This window comes from Brucella sp. GW823-FHT04E01, assembly GCF_058796175.1.
This window is the reverse complement of sequence record NZ_JBXAIK010000006.1, coordinates 140,663-164,825: the sequence shown is the minus strand read 5'-3', so window position 1 is coordinate 164,825 and position 24,163 is coordinate 140,663. Positions and strand designations below refer to the sequence as shown.

Genomic DNA, 24,163 nt, shown 5'->3' with positions numbered 1-24,163 from the left:
CGTCAAGGTGGTTTAACACCAAAACCCGCAGGGAATGCAGACTTGACAAAACCCGGTCAAAATGCGCTTTTCCGCGAGAATTTAAAGCGTTTCCGTCAGCAAGGACTGACTTATTATTCCAAAGGCAGAAATCATGCACCGTTACCGCAGCCATACCTGCGCAGCCCTTCGCAAGACGGACGTTGGTTCGAACGTTCGCCTTTCCGGATGGGTTCACCGCGTCCGTGACCATGGCGGCATTCTCTTCATCGATCTTCGCGATCATTATGGCATTACCCAGATCGTGGCCGATCCCGATTCGCCCGCCTTCAAGGTTGCCGAAACCGTTCGCGGCGAATGGGTTATCCGTGTCGATGGTGAAGTGAAGGCCCGCGCAGGCGATGCGGTCAATACCAATCTGCCGACCGGCGAAGTCGAAATCTTCGCAACCGAAATCGAAGTGCTGGCCGCTGCCAAGGAACTGCCGCTGCCTGTATTCGGCGAGCCGGACTACCCGGAAGATATCCGCCTGAAGTACCGTTTCCTCGACCTTCGCCGTGAAACGCTGCACAAGAACATCATGAGCCGCACCAAGATCATTGCCGCGATGCGTCGCCGCATGACCGAAATCGGCTTCAATGAGTTCACCACGCCGATCCTGACAGCTTCCTCGCCGGAAGGCGCGCGCGATTTCCTCGTGCCGAGCCGTATTCATGAAGGCAAGTTCTACGCGCTGCCGCAGGCGCCGCAGCAGTACAAACAGCTTCTGATGGTTGCCGGTTTCGACCGCTACTTCCAGATCGCGCCGTGCTTCCGCGACGAAGACCCGCGGGCAGACCGTCTGCCGGGCGAGTTCTACCAGCTCGACCTCGAAATGAGCTTCGTGACCCAGGAAGAAGTATGGGAAACGATGGAACCAGTCATGCGCGGCATCTTCGAAGAGTTTGCCGAAGGCAAGCCGGTGACGCAGCAGTTCCGTCGCATTGCCTATGACGATGCGATCCGCACCTATGGTTCGGACAAGCCGGATTTGCGCAACCCTATTGAAATGCAGGCTGTGACCGAGCATTTCGCCGGTTCGGGCTTCAAGGTCTTCGCAAACATGATCTCCAACGATCGGAAGGTCGAAGTCTGGGCAATTCCGGCCAAGACCGGCGGTTCGCGCGCATTCTGTGACCGCATGAATTCCTGGGCGCAGGGCGAAGGCCAGCCGGGTCTCGGCTATATCTTCTGGCGCAAGGAAGGCGACAAGCTTGAAGGCGCTGGTCCGATTGCCAAGAACATCGGTGAAGAGCGTACGGAAGCGATCCGCACGCAGATGGGTCTCGAAGACGGCGATGCCTGCTTCTTCGTTGCCGGTCTGCCGTCCAAGTTCTACAAGTTCGCTGGCGATGCCCGCACGCGCGCTGGTGAAGAACTGAACCTCGTCGATCGTGATCGTTTCGAACTGGCATGGATCATCGACTTCCCGTTCTACGAATGGGACGAAGACAACAAGAAGCTCGACTTCGCACACAATCCGTTCTCCATGCCGCAGGGCGGTATGGACGCTCTGGAAAACCAGGACCCGCTTGCGATCAAGGCTTACCAGTACGATCTCGTCTGCAACGGCTTTGAAATCGCCTCGGGTTCGATCCGTAACCAGCTGCCTGACGTGATGGTCAAGGCATTTGAAAAGGTTGGCTTGAGCCAGCAGGATGTGGAAGAGCGTTTCGGCGGTCTTTATCGTGCGTTCCAGTACGGTGCACCTCCGCATGGCGGCATGGCTGCCGGTATCGACCGCGTCATCATGCTTCTGGTCGGTGCAAAGAATCTGCGCGAAATCTCGCTGTTCCCGATGAACCAGCAGGCACTTGATCTTCTGATGAACGCGCCTTCGGATGTGTCGCCCGCGCAGCTGCGCGACCTGCATATTCGTCTGGCTCCCGTACAGAAGAGCTAAACGACCTCTATAAAAAGTAAAAACCCGGCCTTGAGCCGGGTTTTTTATTAGGTGAAAAAAGCCCGGTGAGTCTTCTCACCGGGCTTTTTCATTTTAGTTGTTAGCGTCGACGCTGACTTTGAGAAGCTGGATGATCTTCGTCGGGTCCAGCGATGCGGTGGCAACGATGGAAGCGAAGGTCACCGGCTGGTCCGGCGATGCGCTGATGGTCAGCGACTTCGGATCGTCGAAGAACTTGTCGGATGCGGCCTTGAGCTGCTGGGCAAAATCCGGGTTCTTCAGCTGTGTCGCCATCAGCGGAACCATCATCTTCATCTGCTCGCCAAGCTGCTTGCCATCCGCGCCCTGCTGCTTGCCGTAATAGTCGAGAAGCTTCTGGGTCAGGGTTTCGTTGTCGAAGCGGATCGACAGGTTCTTCAGGTTCAGCTGTTCCGCCAGACCCAGAATTGCAAGTCCGGCAGCATCCTTGTCTGCGTCGGCCTTGCTCATGTTTTCCTGTGTCTTCTGGACGGCTTCGAGGAAGGCCAGATCATAGCCACCGAGGCTGCCGGTGATGTTGATCTTGCCAAGTTCCTCGGCCTGAAGTTCCAGCTGGTCCAGCGATGTGTCGCCCGAAGTCGGCGACCAGCTGCCCTTGGAGTTCAGCGAGCCGTTGAAGGTGTTCATGTCGAGCGGTGCAAGCGGGTTCTTGCCGCCCTTCTCAAAGGTCGCGTCGATATTGGCGATGGTCCAGACATAGCCGATCTTCTCGGCCTTGTTGGAGGTGTCGAGCGACAGGTCGAAACCCTTTACAGTGGCGCCATCCGTGCCGGGGGTGCCGAACTGGATTTCGTCAATCTTCAGCTTGTCATACATGACCATGCTGTCGAGCGGACCCTTGGCGGTTTCCGACGGAATATGCACGTTCTGCATGGCAAGGCCCTTGATCTCGGCCTTGTCGTTCTTGTCTTCCTCGCCAGCAAAGGCAAGATCGGGCACGGTGACCTGTTCGATGCTGTAGCCGCCGTCCGGCGCATCCTGAACGTTCTGGAGCGTCACGTCGCCGAGGGCGGTTTCTTTTTCGCCCACCGTCGGCAGCTTGATCTTGGTGCCCTGGAGCACGATGTCGGAGCCGTTCGCCTGAACATTGGCGAAGCTCAGTTCGCCGCCCTGTTTCGCATAAAGTGCCTTGATACGCTCGGCGACTGCATTGGCGTCAGCTGCCATGGCCGCGCTGCCGAAAATCAGCGAAAGCGCTGTACCTGCAGCCAAAACACGTGCCGCTGGCTTGATATTGACGAAAACCTGCATTCGAAGCTCCTGCCTAATCTCTAATATAGCGCGGCATTCATAGGCGGAAATCACTCGCAATAACAACATGATTTCCTCAGCCTGCGATTGCAGCCGGGGAAACTTGCCCCCAATAGCTCTATAGGACACAAATGGCGGCAGGATTGCGACTATTACACACTAATGTACTGGATTGGTTCTCCTGAAGTCTTGCTGGCGAATCGCGCAGTTGGTACTGAGAGACATGGGAAAAAGTCTGATTCCGCCGGATGACGGCGAAGAACACATCGAACGGGTCGATCTCAAATCGGCTCTCGAGGAACGTTACCTCGCTTATGCGCTGTCGACGATCATGCATCGTGCGCTGCCGGACGTGCGCGACGGCTTGAAGCCGGTGCATCGTCGCATCATGCACGCCATGCGTCTGCTGCGTCTCAATCCTGATCAGGCCTATGCAAAATGCGCCCGTATCGTCGGTGATGTGATGGGTAAGTTCCATCCGCATGGCGATGCGTCGATCTACGATGCGCTGGTGCGTCTGGCGCAGGATTTCGCGGTGCGTTATCCGCTCGTGGACGGGCAGGGCAACTTCGGCAATATCGACGGCGATAACGCGGCTGCCATGCGTTACACCGAAGCGCGCATGACGGAAGTGGCGACGTTGCTGCTGGAAGGCATCAACGAAAACGCCATCGATTTCCGCCCGACCTATAATGAAGAGGACGAAGAGCCGATCGTTCTGCCGGGCGCTTTCCCGAACCTGCTTGCAAACGGTTCGGCGGGTATTGCGGTCGGCATGGCGACCAATATTCCGCCGCATAACGTGGCGGAGCTTTGCTCGTCGGCGCTCTATATCATCAATCATCCTGACGCGCCGGTTGAGGAACTCGTTACCTCGCCGGAGCAATGGGAAGAACTGAAGCGCGAAGCCGAGACCGACCCGGCTGCTCTGTTGAAGTGCAAGGTGCGTGGCCCGGATTTCCCGACCGGCGGCATCCTTGTCGAAGAGCATGGCAATATCCTGGAAGCCTATCGCACGGGCCGCGGCGCATTTCGTGTGCGCGCCCGCTGGGAGAAGGAAGAGGGCAATCGCGGCACCTGGGTGATCGTCGTCACCGAAATTCCCTATCAGGTTCAGAAATCGCGCCTGATCGAAAAGATTGCCGAGCTGCTGCTGGCAAAGAAGCTGCCATTGCTCGACGACATTCGTGACGAGTCGGCGGAAGACATCCGTATCGTTCTGGAGCCGAAGAACAGGACGGTCGATCCTGAACTGCTGATGGAATCGCTTTTCAAGCTGACCGAGCTGGAAAGCCGCGTTTCGCTGAACATGAACGTGCTGTCACATGGCAAGGTGCCGAATGTTCTGTCGTTGGGCAGCGTTCTGCGCGAGTGGCTCGACCACCGCAAGGAAGTGCTTGTCCGCCGTTCGCAATTCCGTCTGGCGGAAATCGAAAGACGCCTGGAAATCCTTGGCGGCTTCCTGATCGCCTATCTTAATCTGGATGAAGTGATCCGCATCATCCGCGAGGAGGATGAGCCGAAGCAGGACCTGATGCGGACCTTCGAGCTGACCGACGTTCAGGCCGAGTCGATCCTCAATATGCGCCTGCGTTCGTTGCGCAAGCTCGAGGAATTCGAAATCCGCAAGGAGTTCGACGATCTCACCGTCGAGAAGACCGATCTCGAAGGGTTGCTCGCTTCGGGCACACGCCAGTGGAAGAAGATCAGCGCCGAAATCAAGTCGGTGCGCGAAAAGTTCGGTCCGAAGACCAAGCTCGGCGCGCGTCGCACGACCTTTGCTGATGCGCCGACCCATGATCTGGAAGATATTCATCAGGCGATGATCGAGCGTGAGCCGGTCACGATCGTGGTTTCGGAAAAGGGCTGGCTGCGCGCGATGAAGGGGCATCTGGCCGATTTCTCGACGCTCGCCTTCAAGGAAGGCGACAAGCTCAAGCTCGCTTTCCATGCGGAGACGACGGACAAGCTTCTGTTCTTCACGACGGGCGGCAAGTTCTTCACCATCGGCGCAAACACGCTTCCCGGTGGTCGTGGCCATGGCGAGCCGATCCGCATCCTTGTCGACATGGAAAACGATCAGGATATCTTGACGGCCTTCGTGCATGATCCATCAGCGAAACTGCTGCTTGTCAGCCATGAAGGTAACGGTTTCATCGTTCCGGAAAACGAAGCGGTCGCCAACACCCGCAAGGGCAAGCAGGTGATGAACGTCAAGGCGCCGGACGAGGCAAAGCTTTGCCAGCGCGTTTCCGGCGATCATATCGCTGTCGTCGGCGAGAATCGCAAGATGGTGGTCTTCCCGCTTTCCGACATTCCGGAAATGACACGCGGCAAGGGCGTGCGCCTGCAAAAATACAAGGATGGCGGTGTTTCCGATGTCCGCACCTTTGCACTTGCCGAGGGGCTTTCCTGGCAGGATTCGGCAGAGCGCACCTTCAATCGCAACAAGGAAGAGCTTGTCGAGTGGATCGGCGCACGCGCCTCTGCGGGCCGTCTGGTGCCGAAGGGCTTTCCGCGTTCAGGCAAGTTCTAAGTGTCTGATCTAAAAGTCGCCATGCCGGTCTAAAATGGCAATTTCTGTGCTTCCGGTGCTCACGTACCTTTATGTACGCTGCGCTGCGGTTCTCGAAATCACCATTTTCACCACGGCCTGCCGCTTTTTGATTCAGACACTGCGCAAACGGATCAATAAAAAAGCGGCTTTCGCCGCTTTTTATGTCTAACCCTCAAACCGTTGCCAGCCGCGGGGGCCCAGATGCTCCTGCGGGGTAAAGCGGATCTTGTATTGCATCTTGCGTGATCCCTCGACCCAATAGCCGAGATAGACATGCGGCAGACCGGCGGCGTGTGCGCGCTGGATATGATCGAGGATCATGTAGGTTCCAAGCGACCGGTCATGCATATGCGGTGAGAAGAACGAGTAAACCATCGACAGGCCATCGGCCATCACGTCGGTGAGAGCTACGGCGATCAGCTCGCCGTCGCCTTTGGCGCTGATGAAGCTTTCCGGACCGCGCTTGCGATATTCGATGATCTGCGTGTTCACATGCGTATCCTCGATCATCATCGCATAGTCGAGGACAGTCATGTCCGACATGCCGCCGGAACGATGGCGCGCGTCGAGATAATCGCGAAAAAGTGCATATTGTTCGGTGCTGGGCTGTGCCTTGTGCACGCGCCCGATCAGGTCATTATTCTGCGTCCAGACGCGGCGCATGTTGCGCGTCATCTTGAACTCTCCGGCAAGGATGCGAACGGATATGCAGGCCCTGCACAGTTCGCAAGCCGGACGATAGGCAATGTTCTGGGAACGGCGGAAGCCGCCTTGGGTCAGAAGATCGTTGATCTCGTTCGCTTTGTCGCCGACCAGATGCGTAAAGACTTTTCGCTCCATCTGACCCTCAAGATAGGGACAAGGCGACGGAGCTGTCAGAAAGAACTGCGGAGACTGTTGCGGTTGATGGGTCATTCAATATCCACGAAATGGCTTAACTTATTCGCTTTGACGCGTTTTCCTACACAAAACCGCTTCGCACTTTTGCTGGAAATGCTCTGGCAAAACCATCACGATACTATCTCTAAAGATTGAGCCGACGGCACAAAACGTCAATAGGCATTTTGCGCAGCCGGCTCTGAATTTTTTTGATCTGAAGCATCGACCCGAAAATCCGAATAGACTTTGGGGTCGATGCGTTGATTCAACTCTATGCGTTTATCGATCTGAACGGATCACAGCCGTGCCGAGCAGAAGATCATGCACCGTGCGCTTGCGGTCGAGAACCAGCGAAGCGAGCAGGATCAGCGGTGTCAGCACCACGTTGAGACCCCAGAACAGAACCGTGTGCACGATTGCGAGCATCGGATCGACCGTGCCGCCTTCGAGCCGGACGAGCTTGATGTTCATCATCTGCATGCCTTTGGTGGCCTGCTGCGGTCCACCCAGAGTGCGTGCAATGTAAAACAACGCCACCATTGGAAACATGATGCCATAGAGCATCCAGCCAAGGCTGAGCGTAATGATGCCGAGGATTGCAATGACGATTGCTGCCGGGATGCAGAGCAGAAAGACAATCAGGTAATCGATAAGAAAAGCCATAATACGGCGCGTGCGCACGCCTTCAAAGAATGCGCGGCTTTCATAACGCGGGCCCATGACTTCGCCGTGCAGAATATGGTCGGACATTTTTCCTTCCAGTCGTTTCCAAGGAAGCGTCCGGGGGAGTGTGACAACCGGCGCTGTCCCGCTACCTCAGCGGAACAGTCATCAACATGGTAACCAAAACCGGCGGTTTCAAGGAAATTTGAAGATTTCCTGCCGAAAGGACTTGCCGTTTAACCCTGTTGCTTAAGCTTTTCAGCCACTTCGATTGCGAAGTAAGTAAGAATTCCGTCGCAACCGGCGCGCTTGAACGCCATAAGGCTCTCCATCATCACCTTTTCTTCGTCGATCCAGCCATTGATCCCGGCGGCCTTGATCATCGCGTATTCGCCCGACACCTGATAGGCATAGGTGGGAAGGCGGAATTCGCTTTTCAGGCGATGGATGATGTCGAGATAGGGCAAGCCCGGCTTGACCATCAGCATATCTGCGCCTTCGGCAATATCCTGCTCGGCTTCGCGCACGGCTTCTTCCGGATTGGCCGGATCGAGATAATAGGTCTTCTTGTCGCCCTTCAGCAGCCCCTGCGTGCCGATGGCATCGCGATAAGGACCATAAAAGGCGGAAGCGAATTTGGTGGCATAAGACATGATCGGCAGATGGCAGAACCCATGTTCGTCCAGCGCCTGACGCACGGCGCCGACGCGACCGTCCATCATATCGGACGGGGCAATGATATCCGCACCGGCTTCAGCTTGCGAAAGCGCACCACGAACCACCATGGCGACCGATTCGTCGTTGACGATCTCGCCGTTCCGCAAAATGCCGTCATGGCCGTGCGTGGTGAAGGGATCGAGCGCCGCGTCGGTGATGATGCCGATTTCAGGCACTTCCTTCTTGATTGCGCGCACGGCGCGATTGATCAGATTGTCCGGGCTTGCGACGAAAGCGCCGTCCTCAGTCTTCACTTCCAGCTTTTCGCGCGGGAATGGGGCAATGGCGGGAATGCCGAGCCTGGCGGCTTTTTCCGCCATGCGAACAGCCATATCGACCGAATAGCGTTCGACACCAGGCATTGCTTCCACAGGTTCTGCTACACCGGTTCCATAGGTCAGGAAGAACGGCAGGATGAGATCATCAACTGTCAGCCGGGTTTCCTGCACCAGCCTGCGCGACCAGTCGGCCTTGCGCATACGGCGCAGACGTCTGCTGCCGGTAACGTCATCGACATGCTGGCTGATATTGGTGGGCAGATATTTGGATTGGCGGTCGGTCATTTGAATAATCCCGAGAAGTGAAGCCTTAATTCCCAAATTTTGGAGGCTGATATCGGATGCGCACCGTTTATCATGGGAAAAGTGATGAAACCAAGAACATTGACCTGTGCAGGATTGACGCGGGGCGTCTCACTTTCTACCCATTTGATGGAACGGGAGACACGATATGCAGATTGACTTCGGCGGCGGCAGCGAAATCAGCTTTGAACGCAAGGGAAAAGCGGGGCTTGTGAAGCTCACGCGGACCGAGGCCCTCAATGCGCTCACGCATAAAATGATTCTGGCGCTGGATCGCGCATTGCAGGCCTGGGAAGACGATCCTGAAGTGGCCTGTGTGATTCTCGAAGGCGAAGGGCGCGCATTCTGCGCAGGCGGTGATGTGGTTGCCGCCTACAAGGCCGGTCAGGCCGGAACACCTGCTTACGAATTCTTCCGCGACGAATATCGGCTCAATGCGCGCATTGGCCGGTTTCCAAAACCTTATATCTCGCTGATCAACGGGATCGTCATGGGCGGTGGTGCGGGCATTTCCGTTCACGGTTCGCACCGCATCGTGACGGAAAACACCATGTTTGCCATGCCGGAAACCGGCATCGGCTTCTTCCCGGATGTGGGCGGCAGCGCTTTCCTGCCGCATCTGCACGACAATTTCGGATATTATCTTGCGCTGACCGGCAACCGAATCCGCTGGGGCGATTGCCTGCAGAGCGGGATTGCGACACATGCCATCGCCGCAAGTGATCTGCAGGATGTGCGGGACGACATCATCGCAACCGCCGACATTGATGCGGCTCTGACGCGCAGCCAGTATCCCGATTTTGAAACCGCTGTTGAAACGCGCCAGATCATTGCGGAATGCTTTTCCGGCGCAACGCTTGCCGATTGCATGGCTTCGCTGGAAAAGGAAGCCGAAGCGGGCAGCAAGGCCGCAATGGACATCGTGAAGGTGATCGCCACGCGTTCACCAACCAGTGTCGCGGTTACTTTCCGCCAGATTGCCGATGGTCGTCCGCTCGATCTCGATGATTGCATGCGCATGGAATACCGCATTGCCAACCGGATGCTGGAAGCGCACGACTTCTATGAAGGCGTTCGCGCATTGCTCATAGACAAGGACGGTGCGCCGAACTGGAAACCCGCAACGCTCGACGAAGTGAAGCCCGAACAGGTCAATGTCTATTTTGCAAATCTGGGTGACAAGGAACTGACCTTGTGGTGAGGATCGGCTGATGCATATGAACGAGCTGCGCCAGCATACCCAGCCGAGCGGAACCGAATGGGCCTTCACATGGTTCGTTCGGATACTCGCCCTTGTGGCGCTGGCAAGTGGTGTTTTCTACTGGATCAGGCTGATCGGTATTCAACCGGGACTTCTATGGCGTTTCGATCTGATGCCATGGCCCTGGCAGACTGCGGTTGTGGCTCTGGCCGTTCTGATGCCCGTTGCTGCGACAGGTCTGTGGATGCGCGCACCGTGGGGCCCTGTGCTCTGGTTCGTAGCAGCACTCGGCGAAATCGCCATCTATTCCGTTTTTTCCCGGCATTTCGAATACAAGCCGCTGACAGTTGGTTTCAACGCGGCCTGCATCGTCATTTTTATCGCTTTTCGTATTCTGCTCTTCTTCGAAAAGAGACGGCAGGCCCGTGCGAGCCTGCCGATCTAGCTTCTAGAGCGCTTGCGTACCCTCATAGCGGGCAAAGGGCTTCGTCATCTGGCCTTTGAAAAGCAGAACATCATAGGTATCGGCTTTGCTGCCCGGCATTTCCATGCCCGGCGATCCCATCGGCATGCCGGGTGCAGTCAGCCCCGTTGCCTGTGGACGTTCTGCCAGCAGCCGCTTGACCGCACCGGCAGGAACATGTCCCTCGATGACATATCCATCGACGACTGCCGTGTGGCATGAGGCGAGATTGGCACCAACGCCATACTTTGCCTTTACGGTGTCCATCGCTTCCTCGACTTTAACCGTCACATTGAAGCCAGCAGCTTTCATATGTTCAGCCCAGCCCTCGCAGCAGCCGCAATAGGGATCTTTATACATGATCATTTGCGGAGCCGCGGTAACCGGTTCAGCATGAGCGAAACTCACAAAGCCGGTAAAGCTTAACAGCCCGCCGACCACGAAATAATGTGCAAGACGAAGCGCCATGGTCCCTCCAATGGATTGTTGATGGCTCGTATTTAGCCACTATCCAGACACTTCTCAAATGACGAAAGTTTAATGTAGCAGGCCTTTCCAACGCCCGGAAAACCGGCATTCTTGCGCTGTAACAATGTATCCGGGCGCGGTCCCGCAAATGGCGCGGAGTAAGCAAACATTAAGCCTGAATGGTCAATCTGTCCGGTAAGTTACTGTTAAGGCTGACTTTTAAGTCGAATTTTATGCATCTCCCCTAAATTCCTCTCAAGACACGGTGAGAAACAATACACCGCATAAAACAGGACAGAGAGCTGCATCATGGTTTCATGGAATGCGGCTCCGACAGAGAGGCAAAAGAAATGATCAACGCACAGCGCAAGACGGACATATCCGCTCCGCTCACGACACCGGAAACCGCACTTCGTTCGCTTTATCTGGAAGCGCTCCAGCTGGTCGAGCGCCTGCATCGCCGCCTGCTCGATGTCGTCAAGGACGAGTTCGACCGCAATGGCCAGAGCGACATCAATGCGACGCAGGCGCTTCTGCTGTTCAACATCGGCAATTCGGAACTGACCGCCGGTGAACTGCGCTCGCGCGGTTACTATCTCGGCTCAAACGTTTCGTACAACCTGAAGAAGCTGGTCGAAATGGGCTTCATTCATCATCAGCGCTCGCGCGTTGACCGTCGTTCGGTGCGCGTCAGCTTGACGGACAAGGGCAATGCTATTGCCGATCAGGTGGCTTCGCTCTACGAACGCCATATCTCCTCGATCGAACAGGTTGGCGGTATTCAGGTCGAAGAATTCACGGCGATGAACAAGTCGCTACAGCGTCTCGACCGTTTCTGGAACGACAGCATCGCTTACCGGCTCTAAAGAAAGCGGGTCGGTGTTAACTGACTGACTGCTTTGTTGCAGAACTGTCACAACAGGCTGCCATTGAGAAGAATAAGGCGCTGTGAAGCTCCCAATCGTAAGGCGCATGGCTTGAAATTCCGGCCATGCGACATGATTAAGCCATAAAAAACGACATAAGCGTTTTAGAGCGGCACGGGCAATATTGTGCCACCTTCAGTCAGGAATGGGCTCGAAATCGAATTTCGGATGAGCGAGCAGCTTTGCATCGCCTGCAGTCCGGATATCGCCTTGTTGACCTATTGCTGATATTCTCTGGGAAGATCCCGCGTGAGCGGTTAGCCTTTTGGGACTAAGCAAAATGACCAAGACCGACAGACCAGCCGATACTTTAAGAGTAGACCGCCGCAGTTTCCTGCGCGGCGCGGCAACCGCCGGCCTTTCCGTGGCAGCCTCCGCCATGGTTTCCTCGGCTTACGCTCAACAAGCTCTGACCGATGTTATCTCATCGTCGCGTCGCGGCAACTGGGCTGACCAGTTCGATGCCCGCGCGACGGGTGGCCAGCGGGTCGCAACCAACCAGCCGGTTTTGAGCCCGCAGACGGTTGGCAATCTCCAGACCGCTATCGCTCAATATACCGACATTGCCGGTCGCGGTGGCTGGCCGAGCGTTCCGGGTAATACAAAACTCCAGATCGGCGTCACCGATCCGTCTGTCCAGGCACTGCGCAAGCGCCTCATGATTTCTGGCGATCTGCCACAGGAAGCCGGGCTTTCCAGTTCTTTCGACACCTATGTCGATGCTGCCGTGAAGCGCTTCCAGTCCCGTCATGGTCTGCCGGCCGACGGCGTCATGGGACAGTTCACCTATGCGGCCATGAATGTGGACGCGAATACGCGCCTCGGCCAGCTCCAGACCAATCTGCAGCGTCTCTCGCCTCTCGCCAATCAGGGCCTGCAGGAACAGCGTTTCGTGATGGTCAACATCCCGGCTGCGCGTATCGAGGCCGTTGAAGGTGGCAGCGTCATGCAGCGCCATACGGCAGTTGTCGGTAAGATCGACCGTCAGACGCCGATCCTCAATTCGAAGATTCACGAAGTCATTCTCAATCCTTACTGGACTGCGCCGAAGTCGATCATCCAGAAGGATATCATTCCGCTGATGCGGAAAGACCCGCAATATCTGGCGAAGAACAAGATCCGCCTCTACGACCAGTCCGGTCAGGAAGTGGCGCCGGAAAGCATCGACTGGAATACGGACGATGCAGTGAAGCTGATGTTCCGTCAGGATCCGGGCAAGATCAACGCCATGTCCTCGACCAAGATCAACTTCCACAACCAGTACGCCGTTTACATGCACGACACGCCGCAGAAGAGCTATTTCAACAAGCTCATGCGTTTCGACTCGTCGGGCTGCGTTCGCGTCCAGAACGTGCGCGACCTCGATGTGTGGCTGCTGAAGAACACCGCAGGCTGGGATCGTCAGAACATCGAAAGCACGATCAAGTCGGGCACGAACACGCCGATCCAGCTCGCCGATCCGGTTCCGCTGCACTTTGTTTACATTACTGCATGGTCTACCGGCGACGGCGTGGTGCAGTTCCGCGACGACATCTACAAGATGGATGGCGCAACCGAACTCGCTCTTGGCACCGACACCTGATTCTCATCTTGAGTTTGATTTTCCAAAGCCGTCCGGACCCGTTCCGGGCGGCTTTTTAGTTGCAAGGCATTTATCAAATCGGTTTGCCGCATTTTGGAATAAGCTTTTCGCTTTGCGACCATTGGCCTTGTGCATTCAAGTGTGATAATGCGCCTCATCCATATAGCTTTTACCGGCTAACCCGGAGGGTGTGAAACATGTCTCAAGCCAACGCCGCCGCCAAGAACGCGTCGTCCGACGTTTTCTTCAATGCAAGCCTCGAGGATATCGATTCCGAGATTTTCGGAGCAATCCGCAACGAACTCGGTCGTCAGCGCCATGAAATCGAGCTGATTGCCTCGGAAAACATCGTTTCGCGCGCTGTTCTCGAAGCGCAGGGTTCCATCCTCACCAACAAATATGCCGAAGGCTATCCGGGCAAGCGCTATTATGGCGGCTGCCAGTATGTCGACGTCGTGGAAGAACTGGCCATCGAACGCGCCAAGAAGCTCTTCGGCGCCGAATTTGCCAACGTTCAGCCGAACTCGGGCAGCCAGATGAACCAGGCCGTGTTCCTTGCGCTTCTTCAGCCGGGCGACACGTTCATGGGCCTCGACCTCAATTCGGGTGGTCACCTGACCCACGGCTCGCCGGTCAACATGTCCGGCAAGTGGTTCAATGTCGTGTCCTATGGCGTTCGCAAGGACGACCATCTGCTCGACATGGATGAAGTTACCCGCCTCGCACGCGAGAACAAGCCGAAGCTCATCCTCGCAGGCGGTACTGCTTACTCGCGCGTCTGGGACTGGAAGCGTTTCCGCGAGATCGCCGATGAAGTCGGTGCCTATCTCATGGTCGATATGGCGCATATTGCCGGTCTCGTTGCCGGTGGCGTCCATCCTTCGCCGGTTCCGCATGCGCATGTCTGCACCACGACGACGCACAAGTCGCTTCGCGGACCACGCGGTGGCATGATCCTCACCAACGACGCCGACATCGCCAAGAAGATCAATTCGGCTGTGTTCCCGGGTCTTCAGGGTGGTCCGCTGATGCACGTCATCGCCGGTAAGGCTGTTGCTTTTGCCGAAGCGCTGAAGCCGGAGTTCAAGCTTTATGCCAAGAACGTCGTCGACAATGCGCGCGCGCTCGCCGAAGAACTGAAGTCCAATGGCCTCGACATCGTCTCGGGTGGCACCGATAACCATCTGATGCTGGTCGATCTGCGTCCGAAGAACGCAACCGGCAAGCGTGCAGAGGCTGCTCTTGGCCGCGCCAACATCACCTGCAACAAGAACGGTATTCCGTTCGATCCTGAAAAGCCGTTTGTCACGTCCGGCGTCCGCCTCGGCACGCCTGCTGGCACCACGCGCGGTTTCGGCGTAACCGAGTTCAAGGAAATTGGTTCGCTGATCGCCGAAGTGCTGGATGGTCTGAAGGCTGCCAATTCCGATGAAGGCAATGCCGCTGTCGAACAGGCCGTGAAGGAAAAGGTCATGGCCTTGACCGACCGTTTCCCGATGTATGGCTATCAGGGTTAAGCCTGCTTCCATGATTGAGATGAAGCCCCGTTCAACTCTGTTGAGCGGGGCTTTTTCATTGTCGCATCTGGTAGGTAGCTTACCGCTTATGGGCTATGATCGCCGGGAATCGGTTGACGATGGCAAAGCTCTTGAGTTTTTGGCGGGGGTGTCCCCACATATGAGCTGTTCGTCGCCAGTGCTAAAGCTGCCGATATTGAAATTGCCGATATTGAAATCGAAAGTGTTCCATGCGTTGTCCCTATTGCCAGTCTGAAGATACGCAAGTGAAGGATTCCCGTCCGGCGGAAGACGGTGCGGTCATTCGCCGGCGTCGTGTCTGTTCGGTGTGTGGAGGCCGTTTCACGACCTTTGAGCGCGTACAGTTGCGTGACCTGATGGTTGTGAAGAAAAGCGGGCGCCGAGTTCCTTTCGATCGCGACAAGCTTACGCGGTCTATCGAAGTGGCGCTACGCAAGCGCGACGTCGATAATGACCGGGTGGAACGCGCCATTTCCGGCATTGTCCGCCAGCTTGAAAGTTCGGGTGAGGCGGAGGTGACGTCCGACGAAATCGGGCGGCTGGCCATGGATGCGCTGAAAGGCATCGATGATATCGCCTATATCCGCTTTGCTTCGGTCTATCGCAATTTCAGCAAGGCCGTCGATTTCCACAATGTCATTGATGAACTGACAGTTGCTGAAACCGAGGACGATCTGGACGTTTAGGCATGAGTGGCAGCAAATTTCCGCCTTCGAATGCAACTGCGGATGACGTCCGCTTCATGGAAGCGACGATCCGTTATGCACGGCGTCACAAGGGGCTGACGGGAACCAATCCGGCCGTCGGCACGATCATCGTCAAGGATGGCGTCATCGTCGGACGTGGCGTGACTGCAATTGGCGGCAGGCCTCATGCCGAGCCGCAGGCGCTTGCAGACGCGGGAGAAGCGGCGCGTGGCGCGACGGCTTATGTGACGCTGGAACCTTGTGCGCATCACGGACGCACACCGCCTTGCGCGGAAGCGCTGGTGCGGGCGGGTGTGGCGCGTGTCGTGGTTGCCGCGACCGATCCGGACGAACGGGTCAGCGGAAGAGGCTTTGCCATTCTGCGCGAGGCAGGGATTGAGGTTGTGCCAGGCATTCTTGCCGAACAGGCTGCCGATGATCTTGCGGGCTATCTGAATCGATCTGCGAAGAAGCGCCCGGAAGTGATTCTGAAACTTGCACTTTCTGCCGATGGCATGATCGGCCGTCGGGGCGAGGGACAGCTTGCAATAACGGGGTCGGTTGCGCGCGCCCAGTCGCATATCCTGCGGGCCCAGACCGATATTATCCTGATTGGCATCGAAACCGCCCTGGCCGACGATCCGGTGTTGAACTGCCGCCTGCCGGGGCTGGAACAGCGTTCGCCTGTTCGGGTGGTGCTCGATAGCGGATTGCGTTTGCCGCTTTCCTCGAAACTTGTACAGACCGCTGATGCCCAGCCCTTATGGATCGCCTGTGGTGAAGAAGCGTTGCCGGAGCGGCGCTACGAGTTGCAGGCGGCCGGTTGCCGGATTCTCGCGACCGAAGCTTATGATTGCCGCATCGCTCTGCCCGAACTGATGGACGATCTCGCTGCGCAAGGCATTTCCTCGGTTCTCGTTGAAGGCGGAGCAGGTGTTGCGAAGAGCTTTCTGGGCGAGGGGCTGGTGGACCGGCTTGCCATCTTCCGTTCGCCGGTTGAAATCGGCTCAGAACTTGGGGTTGCCGTGGACGGGCTTGAAACCCATATCGCAGACAAGTTCAAAATCTTAAGGCAGGCTCGCTACGGCGACGATGCCTATGCGGAATATGTAAGTGCCAGAATGTAAAAGCGTCAGGTCGCAGCAAAAATGGTGGTTTTCGAGAACCGGAGCGCAGTGTACTTAAGTACATGAGCGCCGGAAGCGCAGGAAACCGCTATTTGCGAGCCAAGACATGGCGAATTTTGGATCAGGCACGAAGGAGACTTGATGTTTACAGGCATTATTACCGATATCGGCAAGGTTGACCGGATCAAGCCGCTGAATGAAGGCGTTCTTCTGCGCATTGAAACTGCCTATGATCCCGAAACGATTGAGCTTGGTGCATCGATTGCCTGTTCAGGCGTCTGCCTCACAGTGGTGGCGCTGCCAGAAAAAGGCACGAATGCCCGCTGGTTCGAGGTCGAGGCATGGGAAGAAGCGCTGCGCCTGACCACAATCTCCAAATGGCAGAGCGGACGGAACATCAATCTGGAACGTTCTCTGAAACTTGGCGACGAAATGGGCGGCCACCTCGTTTCCGGCCATGTCGATGGGCAGGCTGAAATCGTCGAGCGCAAGGAAGAAGGCGATGCAGTGCGCTTCACCCTGCGTGCGCCGGAAGAACTGGCCCCGTTTATCGCCCAGAAGGGTTCGGTCGCTCTCGATGGAACCTCGCTGACGGTTAATGGCGTCAATGGCAACGAGTTCGATGTGCTTCTGATCCGCCACTCGCTTGAAGTCACGACCTGGGGCGAGCGGAAAGCAGGCGACAAGGTGAATATCGAGATCGACCAGCTGGCACGTTACGCAGCAAGGCTTGCGCAATATCAGAAATAGGCTTACAGCCTAAATTCCCAGGCTGTAAAAGCATATCCCGATTTTAAGCGTTGACCGCAATCGTTGCGGTCCGCAAAATTTGTCATGGAGTCTCTCATGTCCAAGCACGAGGCGCATGCGCCGCATTTGCTTATTGTTGAAGCGCGTTTCTACGATGATCTCGCCGACGCGCTTCTGGATGGCGCAAAGGCAGCCTTGGATGAGGCAGGGGCCACCTACGACGTGGTGACGGTGCCTGGCGCGCTGGAAGTTCCGGCGGTCATTTCTTTCGCACTCGATGGTGAAGACAATGGCGGCAAGGAATATGATGGCTTTGTTGCGCTTGGTACGGTTATCCGTGGCGAAACCTATCATTTTGATATCGTGTCCAATGAATCCTGCCGCGCACTCACCGATCTTTCGGTCGAGGAAAGCATCGCCATCGGCAACGGCATTCTGACGGTCGAAAACGAAGAGCAGGCATGGGTACGCGCCCGCCGTGAAGACAAGGACAAGGGCGGTTTTGCCGCCCGCGCTGCGCTGACCATGATCGACCTGCGCAAGAAGTTCGGAGTCTGATCATTATGAATTCTTCTACCGAAGGCCGCCCAACCCCCAATCTCCCACGCACGGCGAACAAGCGCGGTGTTGCCCGTCTTGCTGCAGTCCAGGCGCTTTATCAGATGGATGTTGCCGGAACAGGTGTTCTGGAAGTGGTGGCTGAGTACGAAGCTTTCCGTCTCGGCAAGGAAGTGGATGGCACGCAGTATCTTGATGCCGATCCGCAATGGTTCCGCGCAATCGTGGCTGGTGTCGTCGATGAACAGCTGAAGCTCGATCCGATGATCCATCAGGCGCTGACGGAAGACTGGCCGCTGTCGCGTCTCGATTCGACCCTGCGCGCCATTCTCCGTGCTGGCGCCTGGGAATTGCAGACACGCAAAGACGTGCCGACGGCTGTTATCGTGTCGGAATATGTTGATATCGCCAAGGCTTTCTACACAGAAGACGAGCCGAAGCTGGTCAATGCCGTACTTGATCGCCTGGCATTCGTCATTCGTGGCGAGAGCCGCGGTGTGAAACCGCGCTGATCCGGCTTCCCTGACAATAATCATGAAAAAAGGGCTGTGAGAAATCGCAGCCCTTCTTTCATTGTACGCTGGCAAAGAACGACTTGACGTTTGTTAAACCGTTTCGCATGTTGGGTACGCGGCATTGAGAATGCTGAAATGCAAGGAATCGCGCCAATTGATTGATTTCTCAGGCATGTCGCGCAAAAGTGCGTAGCAGTTTTGCGAGAACGACAGGCCTGAAATCAGAGACATAAAGCGCTGAGAGCGAATCTGAAAGATCGCGATCCGCTTTAGGCGTAAGTTCCAGACGTGAATATACCGAAGAAGCCCGGTATCTTGCATTGGCTTCAGGCACTTCCATGCCGCTCAATCGGGTCCGGGGAGGGGTTTTCGGGCCTAACCTGCGCATGTGCCTGCCGACAATCGCGGCTCGCGGTCTGACGGTAGCCAGCGCGAGCTCAATGGGAGTTGGCCTTTATGCAAATGGGAGTGGCAGTCTTAGTTCTCGTCATTGCCTGCGGCGTGGTTTCCGTTCTTTTCGCCATATGGGCGATCCGTTCGGTTCTTGCAGCCGATCAGGGGACGCAGCGCATGCAGGAAATTGCTGAAGCCATCCGCGAGGGTGCCTCAGCCTATCTCACAAGACAATATTCGACGATTGCCATTGTCGGCGTCGTGGTCTTTCTGGCAGCCTGGTATTTGTTGTCGATCAGTGCCGCAATCGGTTTCCTGATTGGCGCGGTTCTGTCGGGCGTTACCGGCTTTATCGGAATGCACGTTTCGGTTCGCGCCAATGTGCGCACCGCCCAGGCAGCTTCACTCAGCCTCGCCGGAGGGCTTGAGCTGGCCTTCAAGTCAGGGGCCATTACCGGCCTTCTGGTGGCAGGGCTCGCGCTGCTCGGCGTATCCGTTTACTATTTCATTCTCACTGTCTGGCTTGGTTATTCGCCGTCCGACCGCACGGTTATCGATGCGCTGGTGTCGCTCGGCTTCGGTGCTTCGCTGATCTCGATCTTCGCGCGTCTTGGCGGTGGTATCTTCACCAAGGGCGCTGACGTCGGCGGCGATCTTGTCGGCAAGGTCGAGGCCGGTATTCCAGAGGATGATCCGCGCAACCCAGCGACCATTGCGGATAATGTCGGCGACAATGTCGGCGATTGCGCAGGCATGGCTGCCGACCTTTTCGAAACCTACGCGGTGACAGTCGTCGCAACCATGGTTCTCGGCGCAATCTTCTTCAACGGATCGGACATTCTTTCGAGCGTCATGCTCTATCCGCTGATGATCTGCGGCGCCTGTGTCATCACGTCAATCGTGGGCACATTTTTCGTCAAGCTCGGCGTCAATGGCTCCATCATGGGTGCCCTCTATAAGGGGCTGATAGCGACGGGCCTGCTTTCCATCGTTGGTCTTGCTATTGCCAATACGCTGACCGTTGGCTGGGGTGAAATCGGTACTGTGGCTGGTAAAAGCATTACCGGCACCAATCTCTTCATTTGCGGACTGATCGGTCTGATCGTTACCGGTCTGATCGTTGTGATCACAGAATACTATACCGGCACCAACAAACGTCCGGTCAATTCCATCGCGCAGGCCTCGGTAACAGGGCACGGTACGAATGTCATTCAGGGGCTGGCGGTTTCGCTTGAATCCACGGCTCTGCCAGCGATCGTGATTGTCGGCGGTATTATTTCGACCTACCAGCTGGCTGGTCTGTTCGGTACGGCAATCGCCGTCACTGCCATGCTTGGTATTGCCGGGATGATCGTTGCGCTCGATGCCTTCGGTCCGGTCACGGATAATGCGGGTGGCATTGCGGAAATGGCCGGTCTCGACCCGGAAGTCCGCAAGGCCACCGATGCGCTCGATGCCGTTGGCAACACTACCAAGGCCGTCACGAAGGGCTATGCTATCGGTTCGGCAGGGCTTGGCGCACTGGTGCTGTTCGCGGCCTATTCCAACGATCTGGCCTACTTTGCCGCCAACGGACAGACCTATCCTTATTTCGCCGATATGGGGCCGGTTTCCTTCGATCTCTCCAACCCTTATGTGGTTGCGGGGCTGATCTTTGGCGGCCTGATCCCTTATCTGTTCGGTGGCATGGCGATGACCGCCGTGGGCCGGGCCGGAGGCGCGGTCGTGCAGGAAGTGCGCCGCCAGTTCCGTGAAAAGCCAGGCATCATGACCGGCAAGGAGCGCCCGGACTATGCCCGTGCGGTCGATCTTCTGACCAGGGCGGCCATTCGCGAGATGATCATCCCGTCGCTCCTGCCTGTGCTGGCGCCGATTGTGGTCTATTTCGGCGTGCTGCTTATCTCAGGCTCGAAGGCTGCAGCCTTTGCAGCGCTCGGCGCATCGCTTCTGGGCGTTATTGTCAACGGCCTCTTCGTCGCGATTTCCATGACGTCCGGAGGTGGCGCATGGGACAATGCCAAGAAGAGCTTCGAGGACGGGTTTACCGATGCCGACGGCGTGAAGCACCTGAAAGGGTCGGAAGCGCATAAAGCATCAGTGACCGGCGATACGGTTGGTGATCCCTATAAGGATACGGCCGGTCCGGCTGTCAATCCGGCGATCAAGATCACCAACATCGTGGCCCTTCTTCTGTTGGCTGTGTTGGCGCATATGTCCTGACGGACATGCATTGTGAAAAAAGAAAACCCGCCGTAAAGGCGGGTTTTCTTTTTGTCAGGATATGACCGGATCAGTTGCTGGCGCCACCTGCAGCTCCCGGCAACGATGTCGGGGCCTTGGAAACGCCCTGAATGATCTGACCGAGGAAGGTCTGGTCCTTGCCGCCTGTCGGCGTGGTGCGCGACACGAAGTCGAACAGCTTACCGTCCTTCAGGCCGTAATTGGCGATATGCTCGACCTTGCCGTCCTTGTTGAAATAGATGGCGAGGATCTGCCGCTCGATGATCTTCGGCTTCATGAACTGCGCGGCGCGATAACGCTTCTGCGAAATGTAGTAGAACACTTCATTGTCGAAGGTCGCGGTGGTGGACGGCGTACCGAGCGCCAGAAGCACCTGCTCGCGGCTGGAGCCGACAGGAACCGAATCAAGCGCACCCTGATCGAGTACGTAACCCTCTGTCAGCGTTTCGGACGGATTGAGCGTGGATGCAGTGTTACATCCGGCAAGAGCTACTGCGACGAGAATTGCCGTGCCTGCGAGAAGGGCACCCTGCTTGCGTACGCCAGAGGATGCACTTGGAAAAATTCGCTGCAACAAAGACCTCTCCATACATTCTAAATCAGCGCGGCACTTTCGCCGTCGGGAGAACTTCGGTAAACCACCTTGCTTATTTATGCAACTGGAACGGTCGTACGGACATGATTCTCCAACTATTCCGCCGCAAATCGAAAGCAAACGAGGCAATTATGCTTCGCGTTTACGAGGTGATCGTGGCGGCGGCGCGGCAAAAACGGTTTTATGCACAATTTCAGGTGCCTGATACGCCGCTTGGCCGCTATGAAATGCTTTCGCTGCATATTTTCCTCGCCCTGCATCGGATGAGGGGAGAAAACAAGGCGCTTGCCGATCTGGCACAGGAAATCGCCGACGAGTTTTTCAAGGATGTCGATCATTCGCTGCGCGAACTCGGTATCGGTGACCAGGGCGTCCCGAAGCGCATGAAGAAGCTTGCACGCATGTTCTATGGTCGGGTCGCAGCTTATGGGGAGGCGTTGGATGCAAATGATGCAGACGCGCTGGCTGCCGCACTCACGCGAAATATCCGCCCGGACCTCGAATTCTGGCCGCATGCCCACCATTTAAGTGAATATGTTCTGGGATGCCGTGACCGGCTGCAAAAAATTGCGGACGATGCTTTGGCGGCAGGCGACATTTCCTATATGGATGCGGATCAAATGGACTTTGCGCCAAAAAACAATGCTGAAAAGGCCAATGAGAATGACTGACAAACCGGCGCTCACCTATCCTGTTCCGGTTCTTCACCTGCCGCAAAAGGGCGTGACGGTGAAAATAGGCACGGATGAGAAAGAGCGCGCAGCACTCGCGGCAGCCCATGGGCTAGAGGCTGTAAATGCCTTTGCTGCGGAATTTCTGATTACACCCTGGAAAAAGGACGGCATCCGGGTGCGGGGTCGTATCGATGCGGAAATCGTCCAGTCCTGCATCGTGACGCTGGAGCCGCTGACCAACAGCATTGCCGAAGACGTCGACACGATCTTCGTGCCGGAAAATTCGAGGCTTGCACGGATTGAGCTTGATGAAAGCGGCGAAATGCTGCTCGATGCCGAAGGCGCGGACATTCCGGAAGTTTTTGTCGGCGACAGGATCGATGTCGGCGCAATTGCCGAGGAATTCTTCGATCTCGCCATCGATCCTTATCCTCGCAAGCCGGGTTTGCCGGACGAGAGTGAGCCTAAGGTTTTCGGGGACGACGACGGTGAAGAGAAGCCCGTTTCGCCGTTTGCGAAGCTTTCAGAATGGCAAAAGAAGCCGTAATTCAGAGTGGTTTGACAGAATTTGGTTGTGCGGAAACGCAAAAACACTATTTTCGCCGAAAACCTGTCTGCTGCAAAAAGCAGAGCAGGGGCAGGGATCGCACAGGAACAATCAAGAGTGATCAAAATTTCGATTGACGCGATGGGCGGTGATTTTGGCCCTGAAGTGGTCATCCCCGGCGCAGCGAAGGCGCTTGAGCGCCATCCTGACATCCGTTTCATATTCTTCGGTCTCCCCGCACAGGTGGAGCCCGTGCTGGCACGTTATCCGAAGCTGAAAGCCGCATCCGAGTTCCGCGCGAGCCAGGTTGCCATCAGCATGGATGACAAGCCGAGCCAAGCGCTGCGGGCCGGTCGCGGTAAATCTTCCATGTGGCAGGCCATCGAGGCAGTGAAGACCGGCGACGCCCAGGCGTGTATTTCCGCCGGTAATACCGGTGCATTGATGGCCATGTCCAAATTTTGTCTGCGTATGATGTCGGACGTCGAGCGCCCGGCGATTGCTGGCATCTGGCCGACGCTGCGCGGTGAAAGCATCGTGCTTGACGTTGGAGCCACCATTGGCGCCGATGCGCGCCAGCTCGTCGATTACGCAGTTATGGGGGCTGGTATGGCGCGGGCCCTGTTCGAGGTGCGCAAACCGACCGTCGGGCTCCTGAATGTCGGCACGGAAGAGGTAAAGGGTCTCGACGAGATCAAGGAAGCAGGTCAGATTCTGCGCGACACACCGCTCGACGGACTTGCCTATTCCGGTTTTGTTGAAGGCAATGATATCGGCAAGGGTACGGTGGACGTGGTGGTGACCGAAGGCTTTACCGGCAATATCGCGCTTAAGGCTGCGGAAGGTACGGCCCGCCAGATGGGTGAACTGCTGCGTCAGGCCATGCGCCGGACGCTGCTTGCCAAAATCGGTTATGTTTTCGCCAAGGGTGCGTTTGATCGCCTGCGCGAAAAGATGGATCCGAACAAGGTCAATGGTGGCGTCTTCCTCGGTCTCAGTGGAATCGTCATCAAAAGCCATGGCAGCGCCAATGCAGAAGGCTTCTGCTCGGCAGTGGAAGTCGGCTATGACATGGTGAGAAATCGTCTTCTGGAAAAGATCGAGGCTGATCTGGCGCATTTCCACCACAGTCATCCGCATGTATCGAATGATGGTGGCGAGGCTGCAAAGGCATAATTCCGGCAAAGCCATCCGGAAGACGGAATTCGACAAGATTTGCGGTTGCCGATTATTTTTCGGCGCCGAAGCGGTGAAGTAACTTTTACCGAGTATGTGTAGGGCCAGAATTTTC

At 56.5% G+C, this 24,163-nt stretch carries 22 protein-coding genes; 16 read left to right on the top strand and 6 right to left on the bottom strand.

Going from position 1 to position 24,163, the window contains the following annotated elements; genetic code table 11:
* Positions 1-133 precede the first annotated feature (133 nt).
* The gene (gene aspS / locus AC1RHM_RS21680; protein WP_036588488.1) at positions 134-1,921 is read left to right on the top strand and encodes an aspartate--tRNA ligase; all 1,788 of its coding nucleotides are present in this window, start codon (positions 134-136) and stop codon (positions 1,919-1,921) included.
* A 93-nt stretch (positions 1,922-2,014) separates the two neighbouring features.
* On the opposite strand, the gene AC1RHM_RS21675 is transcribed toward aspS, so the two are convergent.
* A complete protein-coding gene (locus AC1RHM_RS21675; RefSeq protein WP_010661079.1) occupies positions 2,015-3,211 on the bottom strand; it encodes an aq_1923 C-terminal domain in 1,197 nt (398 codons plus the stop codon).
* Between the two features lie 223 nt (positions 3,212-3,434).
* Between AC1RHM_RS21675 and AC1RHM_RS21670 the strand changes: the two genes are divergently transcribed.
* A complete protein-coding gene (locus tag AC1RHM_RS21670; protein ID WP_010661080.1) occupies positions 3,435-5,747 on the top strand; it encodes a DNA topoisomerase IV subunit A in 2,313 nt (770 codons plus the stop codon).
* Between the two features lie 186 nt (positions 5,748-5,933).
* Here AC1RHM_RS21670 and AC1RHM_RS21665 read toward each other — a convergent pair whose 3' ends face one another.
* From AC1RHM_RS21665 to hemB, 3 genes are all read right to left on the bottom strand, one after another.
* On the bottom strand, positions 5,934-6,683 hold the full coding sequence (locus tag AC1RHM_RS21665) for an arginyltransferase (protein ID WP_012092346.1): 750 nt from the start codon (positions 6,681-6,683) through the stop codon (positions 5,934-5,936).
* Positions 6,684-6,926: 243 nt separating this feature from the next.
* Positions 6,927-7,397, bottom strand: a complete 471-nt coding sequence (locus tag AC1RHM_RS21660; protein WP_010661082.1) for an RDD family protein — start codon at positions 7,395-7,397, stop codon at positions 6,927-6,929.
* 149 nt (positions 7,398-7,546) lie between these two features.
* Positions 7,547-8,590: a porphobilinogen synthase gene (hemB, locus tag AC1RHM_RS21655; RefSeq protein WP_012092345.1), complete on the bottom strand. Its 1,044-nt coding sequence runs from the start codon at positions 8,588-8,590 to the stop codon at positions 7,547-7,549.
* A gap of 166 nt (positions 8,591-8,756) precedes the next feature.
* Between hemB and AC1RHM_RS21650 the strand changes: the two genes are divergently transcribed.
* Together AC1RHM_RS21650 and AC1RHM_RS21645 are read left to right on the top strand one after the other, a co-directional pair.
* Positions 8,757-9,809 carry an enoyl-CoA hydratase/isomerase family protein gene (locus AC1RHM_RS21650; RefSeq protein WP_029925130.1) on the top strand — a complete coding sequence of 351 codons (1,053 nt, stop codon included), beginning with the start codon at positions 8,757-8,759 and terminating at the stop codon, positions 9,807-9,809.
* 10 nt (positions 9,810-9,819) lie between these two features.
* Positions 9,820-10,254, top strand: coding sequence for a DUF6163 family protein (locus AC1RHM_RS21645; RefSeq protein WP_012092343.1), 435 nt, complete (start codon positions 9,820-9,822; stop codon positions 10,252-10,254).
* A 3-nt stretch (positions 10,255-10,257) separates the two neighbouring features.
* Here the strand turns inward: AC1RHM_RS21645 and AC1RHM_RS21640 are convergent, their stop codons facing one another.
* Positions 10,258-10,740 (bottom strand): DUF411 domain-containing protein, encoded by a 483-nt coding sequence (locus AC1RHM_RS21640; RefSeq protein WP_036588486.1) that lies wholly within the window; start codon positions 10,738-10,740, stop codon positions 10,258-10,260.
* Between the two features lie 350 nt (positions 10,741-11,090).
* Here AC1RHM_RS21640 and ldtR point away from each other — a divergent pair, with 350 nt between their 5' ends.
* From ldtR to AC1RHM_RS21595, 9 genes are all read left to right on the top strand, one after another.
* Entirely contained in the window at positions 11,091-11,606 is a 516-nt protein-coding gene (gene ldtR / locus AC1RHM_RS21635; RefSeq protein ID WP_010661087.1) for a transcriptional regulator LdtR, read from the top strand.
* Positions 11,607-11,946: 340 nt separating this feature from the next.
* The gene (locus tag AC1RHM_RS21630) at positions 11,947-13,248 is read left to right on the top strand and encodes a L,D-transpeptidase family protein (RefSeq protein WP_010661088.1); all 1,302 of its coding nucleotides are present in this window, start codon (positions 11,947-11,949) and stop codon (positions 13,246-13,248) included.
* Positions 13,249-13,445: 197 nt separating this feature from the next.
* Positions 13,446-14,765 carry a serine hydroxymethyltransferase gene (gene glyA, locus AC1RHM_RS21625; protein WP_036588484.1) on the top strand — a complete coding sequence of 440 codons (1,320 nt, stop codon included), beginning with the start codon at positions 13,446-13,448 and terminating at the stop codon, positions 14,763-14,765.
* Between the two features lie 230 nt (positions 14,766-14,995).
* Positions 14,996-15,472 carry a transcriptional regulator NrdR gene (gene nrdR, locus AC1RHM_RS21620; RefSeq protein ID WP_010661090.1) on the top strand — a complete coding sequence of 159 codons (477 nt, stop codon included), beginning with the start codon at positions 14,996-14,998 and terminating at the stop codon, positions 15,470-15,472.
* A 2-nt stretch (positions 15,473-15,474) separates the two neighbouring features.
* Positions 15,475-16,599, top strand: coding sequence for a bifunctional diaminohydroxyphosphoribosylaminopyrimidine deaminase/5-amino-6-(5-phosphoribosylamino)uracil reductase RibD (ribD, locus tag AC1RHM_RS21615; RefSeq protein ID WP_036588481.1), 1,125 nt, complete (start codon positions 15,475-15,477; stop codon positions 16,597-16,599).
* Positions 16,600-16,740: 141 nt separating this feature from the next.
* Entirely contained in the window at positions 16,741-17,349 is a 609-nt protein-coding gene (locus AC1RHM_RS21610) for a riboflavin synthase (protein WP_010661092.1), read from the top strand.
* A 96-nt stretch (positions 17,350-17,445) separates the two neighbouring features.
* The gene (locus AC1RHM_RS21605) at positions 17,446-17,907 is read left to right on the top strand and encodes a 6,7-dimethyl-8-ribityllumazine synthase (RefSeq protein WP_010661093.1); all 462 of its coding nucleotides are present in this window, start codon (positions 17,446-17,448) and stop codon (positions 17,905-17,907) included.
* Positions 17,908-17,912: 5 nt separating this feature from the next.
* Positions 17,913-18,419 carry a transcription antitermination factor NusB gene (nusB, locus tag AC1RHM_RS21600; protein WP_010661094.1) on the top strand — a complete coding sequence of 169 codons (507 nt, stop codon included), beginning with the start codon at positions 17,913-17,915 and terminating at the stop codon, positions 18,417-18,419.
* Positions 18,420-18,878: 459 nt separating this feature from the next.
* Positions 18,879-21,035, top strand: a complete 2,157-nt coding sequence (locus AC1RHM_RS21595; RefSeq protein WP_010661096.1) for a sodium-translocating pyrophosphatase — start codon at positions 18,879-18,881, stop codon at positions 21,033-21,035.
* 70 nt (positions 21,036-21,105) lie between these two features.
* Here AC1RHM_RS21595 and AC1RHM_RS21590 read toward each other — a convergent pair whose 3' ends face one another.
* Positions 21,106-21,633 (bottom strand): outer membrane protein assembly factor BamE, encoded by a 528-nt coding sequence (locus AC1RHM_RS21590; RefSeq protein ID WP_029376233.1) that lies wholly within the window; start codon positions 21,631-21,633, stop codon positions 21,106-21,108.
* Between the two features lie 101 nt (positions 21,634-21,734).
* Between AC1RHM_RS21590 and AC1RHM_RS21585 the strand changes: the two genes are divergently transcribed.
* The 3 genes from AC1RHM_RS21585 (at position 21,735) to plsX (ending at position 24,048) form a co-directional block, all read left to right on the top strand.
* On the top strand, positions 21,735-22,322 hold the full coding sequence (locus AC1RHM_RS21585; protein ID WP_010661098.1) for a ubiquinol-cytochrome C chaperone family protein: 588 nt from the start codon (positions 21,735-21,737) through the stop codon (positions 22,320-22,322).
* A complete protein-coding gene (locus tag AC1RHM_RS21580) occupies positions 22,315-22,872 on the top strand; it encodes a YceD family protein (RefSeq protein WP_010661099.1) in 558 nt (185 codons plus the stop codon). The genes AC1RHM_RS21585 and AC1RHM_RS21580 overlap by 8 nt, the downstream gene beginning before the upstream one ends.
* Before the next feature lie 117 nt (positions 22,873-22,989).
* A complete protein-coding gene (gene plsX, locus AC1RHM_RS21575; protein ID WP_010661100.1) occupies positions 22,990-24,048 on the top strand; it encodes a phosphate acyltransferase PlsX in 1,059 nt (352 codons plus the stop codon).
* Positions 24,049-24,163 lie beyond the last annotated feature (115 nt).

What these genes read in the sequence shown, in the direction of transcription:
- aspS (WP_036588488.1), top strand. Translation starts at nt 134, where the DNA reads ATGCACCGTTACCGCAGCCATACCTGCGCAGCCCTTCGCAAGACGGAC.
- AC1RHM_RS21675 (WP_010661079.1), bottom strand. Translation starts at nt 3,211, where the DNA reads ATGCAGGTTTTCGTCAATATCAAGCCAGCGGCACGTGTTTTGGCTGCA.
- AC1RHM_RS21670 (WP_010661080.1), top strand. Translation starts at nt 3,435, where the DNA reads ATGGGAAAAAGTCTGATTCCGCCGGATGACGGCGAAGAACACATCGAA.
- AC1RHM_RS21665 (WP_012092346.1), bottom strand. Translation starts at nt 6,683, where the DNA reads ATGACCCATCAACCGCAACAGTCTCCGCAGTTCTTTCTGACAGCTCCG.
- AC1RHM_RS21660 (WP_010661082.1), bottom strand. Translation starts at nt 7,397, where the DNA reads ATGTCCGACCATATTCTGCACGGCGAAGTCATGGGCCCGCGTTATGAA.
- hemB (WP_012092345.1), bottom strand. Translation starts at nt 8,590, where the DNA reads ATGACCGACCGCCAATCCAAATATCTGCCCACCAATATCAGCCAGCAT.
- AC1RHM_RS21650 (WP_029925130.1), top strand. Translation starts at nt 8,757, where the DNA reads ATGCAGATTGACTTCGGCGGCGGCAGCGAAATCAGCTTTGAACGCAAG.
- AC1RHM_RS21645 (WP_012092343.1), top strand. Translation starts at nt 9,820, where the DNA reads ATGCATATGAACGAGCTGCGCCAGCATACCCAGCCGAGCGGAACCGAA.
- AC1RHM_RS21640 (WP_036588486.1), bottom strand. Translation starts at nt 10,740, where the DNA reads ATGGCGCTTCGTCTTGCACATTATTTCGTGGTCGGCGGGCTGTTAAGC.
- ldtR (WP_010661087.1), top strand. Translation starts at nt 11,091, where the DNA reads ATGATCAACGCACAGCGCAAGACGGACATATCCGCTCCGCTCACGACA.
- AC1RHM_RS21630 (WP_010661088.1), top strand. Translation starts at nt 11,947, where the DNA reads ATGACCAAGACCGACAGACCAGCCGATACTTTAAGAGTAGACCGCCGC.
- glyA (WP_036588484.1), top strand. Translation starts at nt 13,446, where the DNA reads ATGTCTCAAGCCAACGCCGCCGCCAAGAACGCGTCGTCCGACGTTTTC.
- nrdR (WP_010661090.1), top strand. Translation starts at nt 14,996, where the DNA reads ATGCGTTGTCCCTATTGCCAGTCTGAAGATACGCAAGTGAAGGATTCC.
- ribD (WP_036588481.1), top strand. Translation starts at nt 15,475, where the DNA reads ATGAGTGGCAGCAAATTTCCGCCTTCGAATGCAACTGCGGATGACGTC.
- AC1RHM_RS21610 (WP_010661092.1), top strand. Translation starts at nt 16,741, where the DNA reads ATGTTTACAGGCATTATTACCGATATCGGCAAGGTTGACCGGATCAAG.
- AC1RHM_RS21605 (WP_010661093.1), top strand. Translation starts at nt 17,446, where the DNA reads ATGTCCAAGCACGAGGCGCATGCGCCGCATTTGCTTATTGTTGAAGCG.
- nusB (WP_010661094.1), top strand. Translation starts at nt 17,913, where the DNA reads ATGAATTCTTCTACCGAAGGCCGCCCAACCCCCAATCTCCCACGCACG.
- AC1RHM_RS21595 (WP_010661096.1), top strand. Translation starts at nt 18,879, where the DNA reads ATGCAAATGGGAGTGGCAGTCTTAGTTCTCGTCATTGCCTGCGGCGTG.
- AC1RHM_RS21585 (WP_010661098.1), top strand. Translation starts at nt 21,735, where the DNA reads ATGATTCTCCAACTATTCCGCCGCAAATCGAAAGCAAACGAGGCAATT.
- AC1RHM_RS21580 (WP_010661099.1), top strand. Translation starts at nt 22,315, where the DNA reads ATGACTGACAAACCGGCGCTCACCTATCCTGTTCCGGTTCTTCACCTG.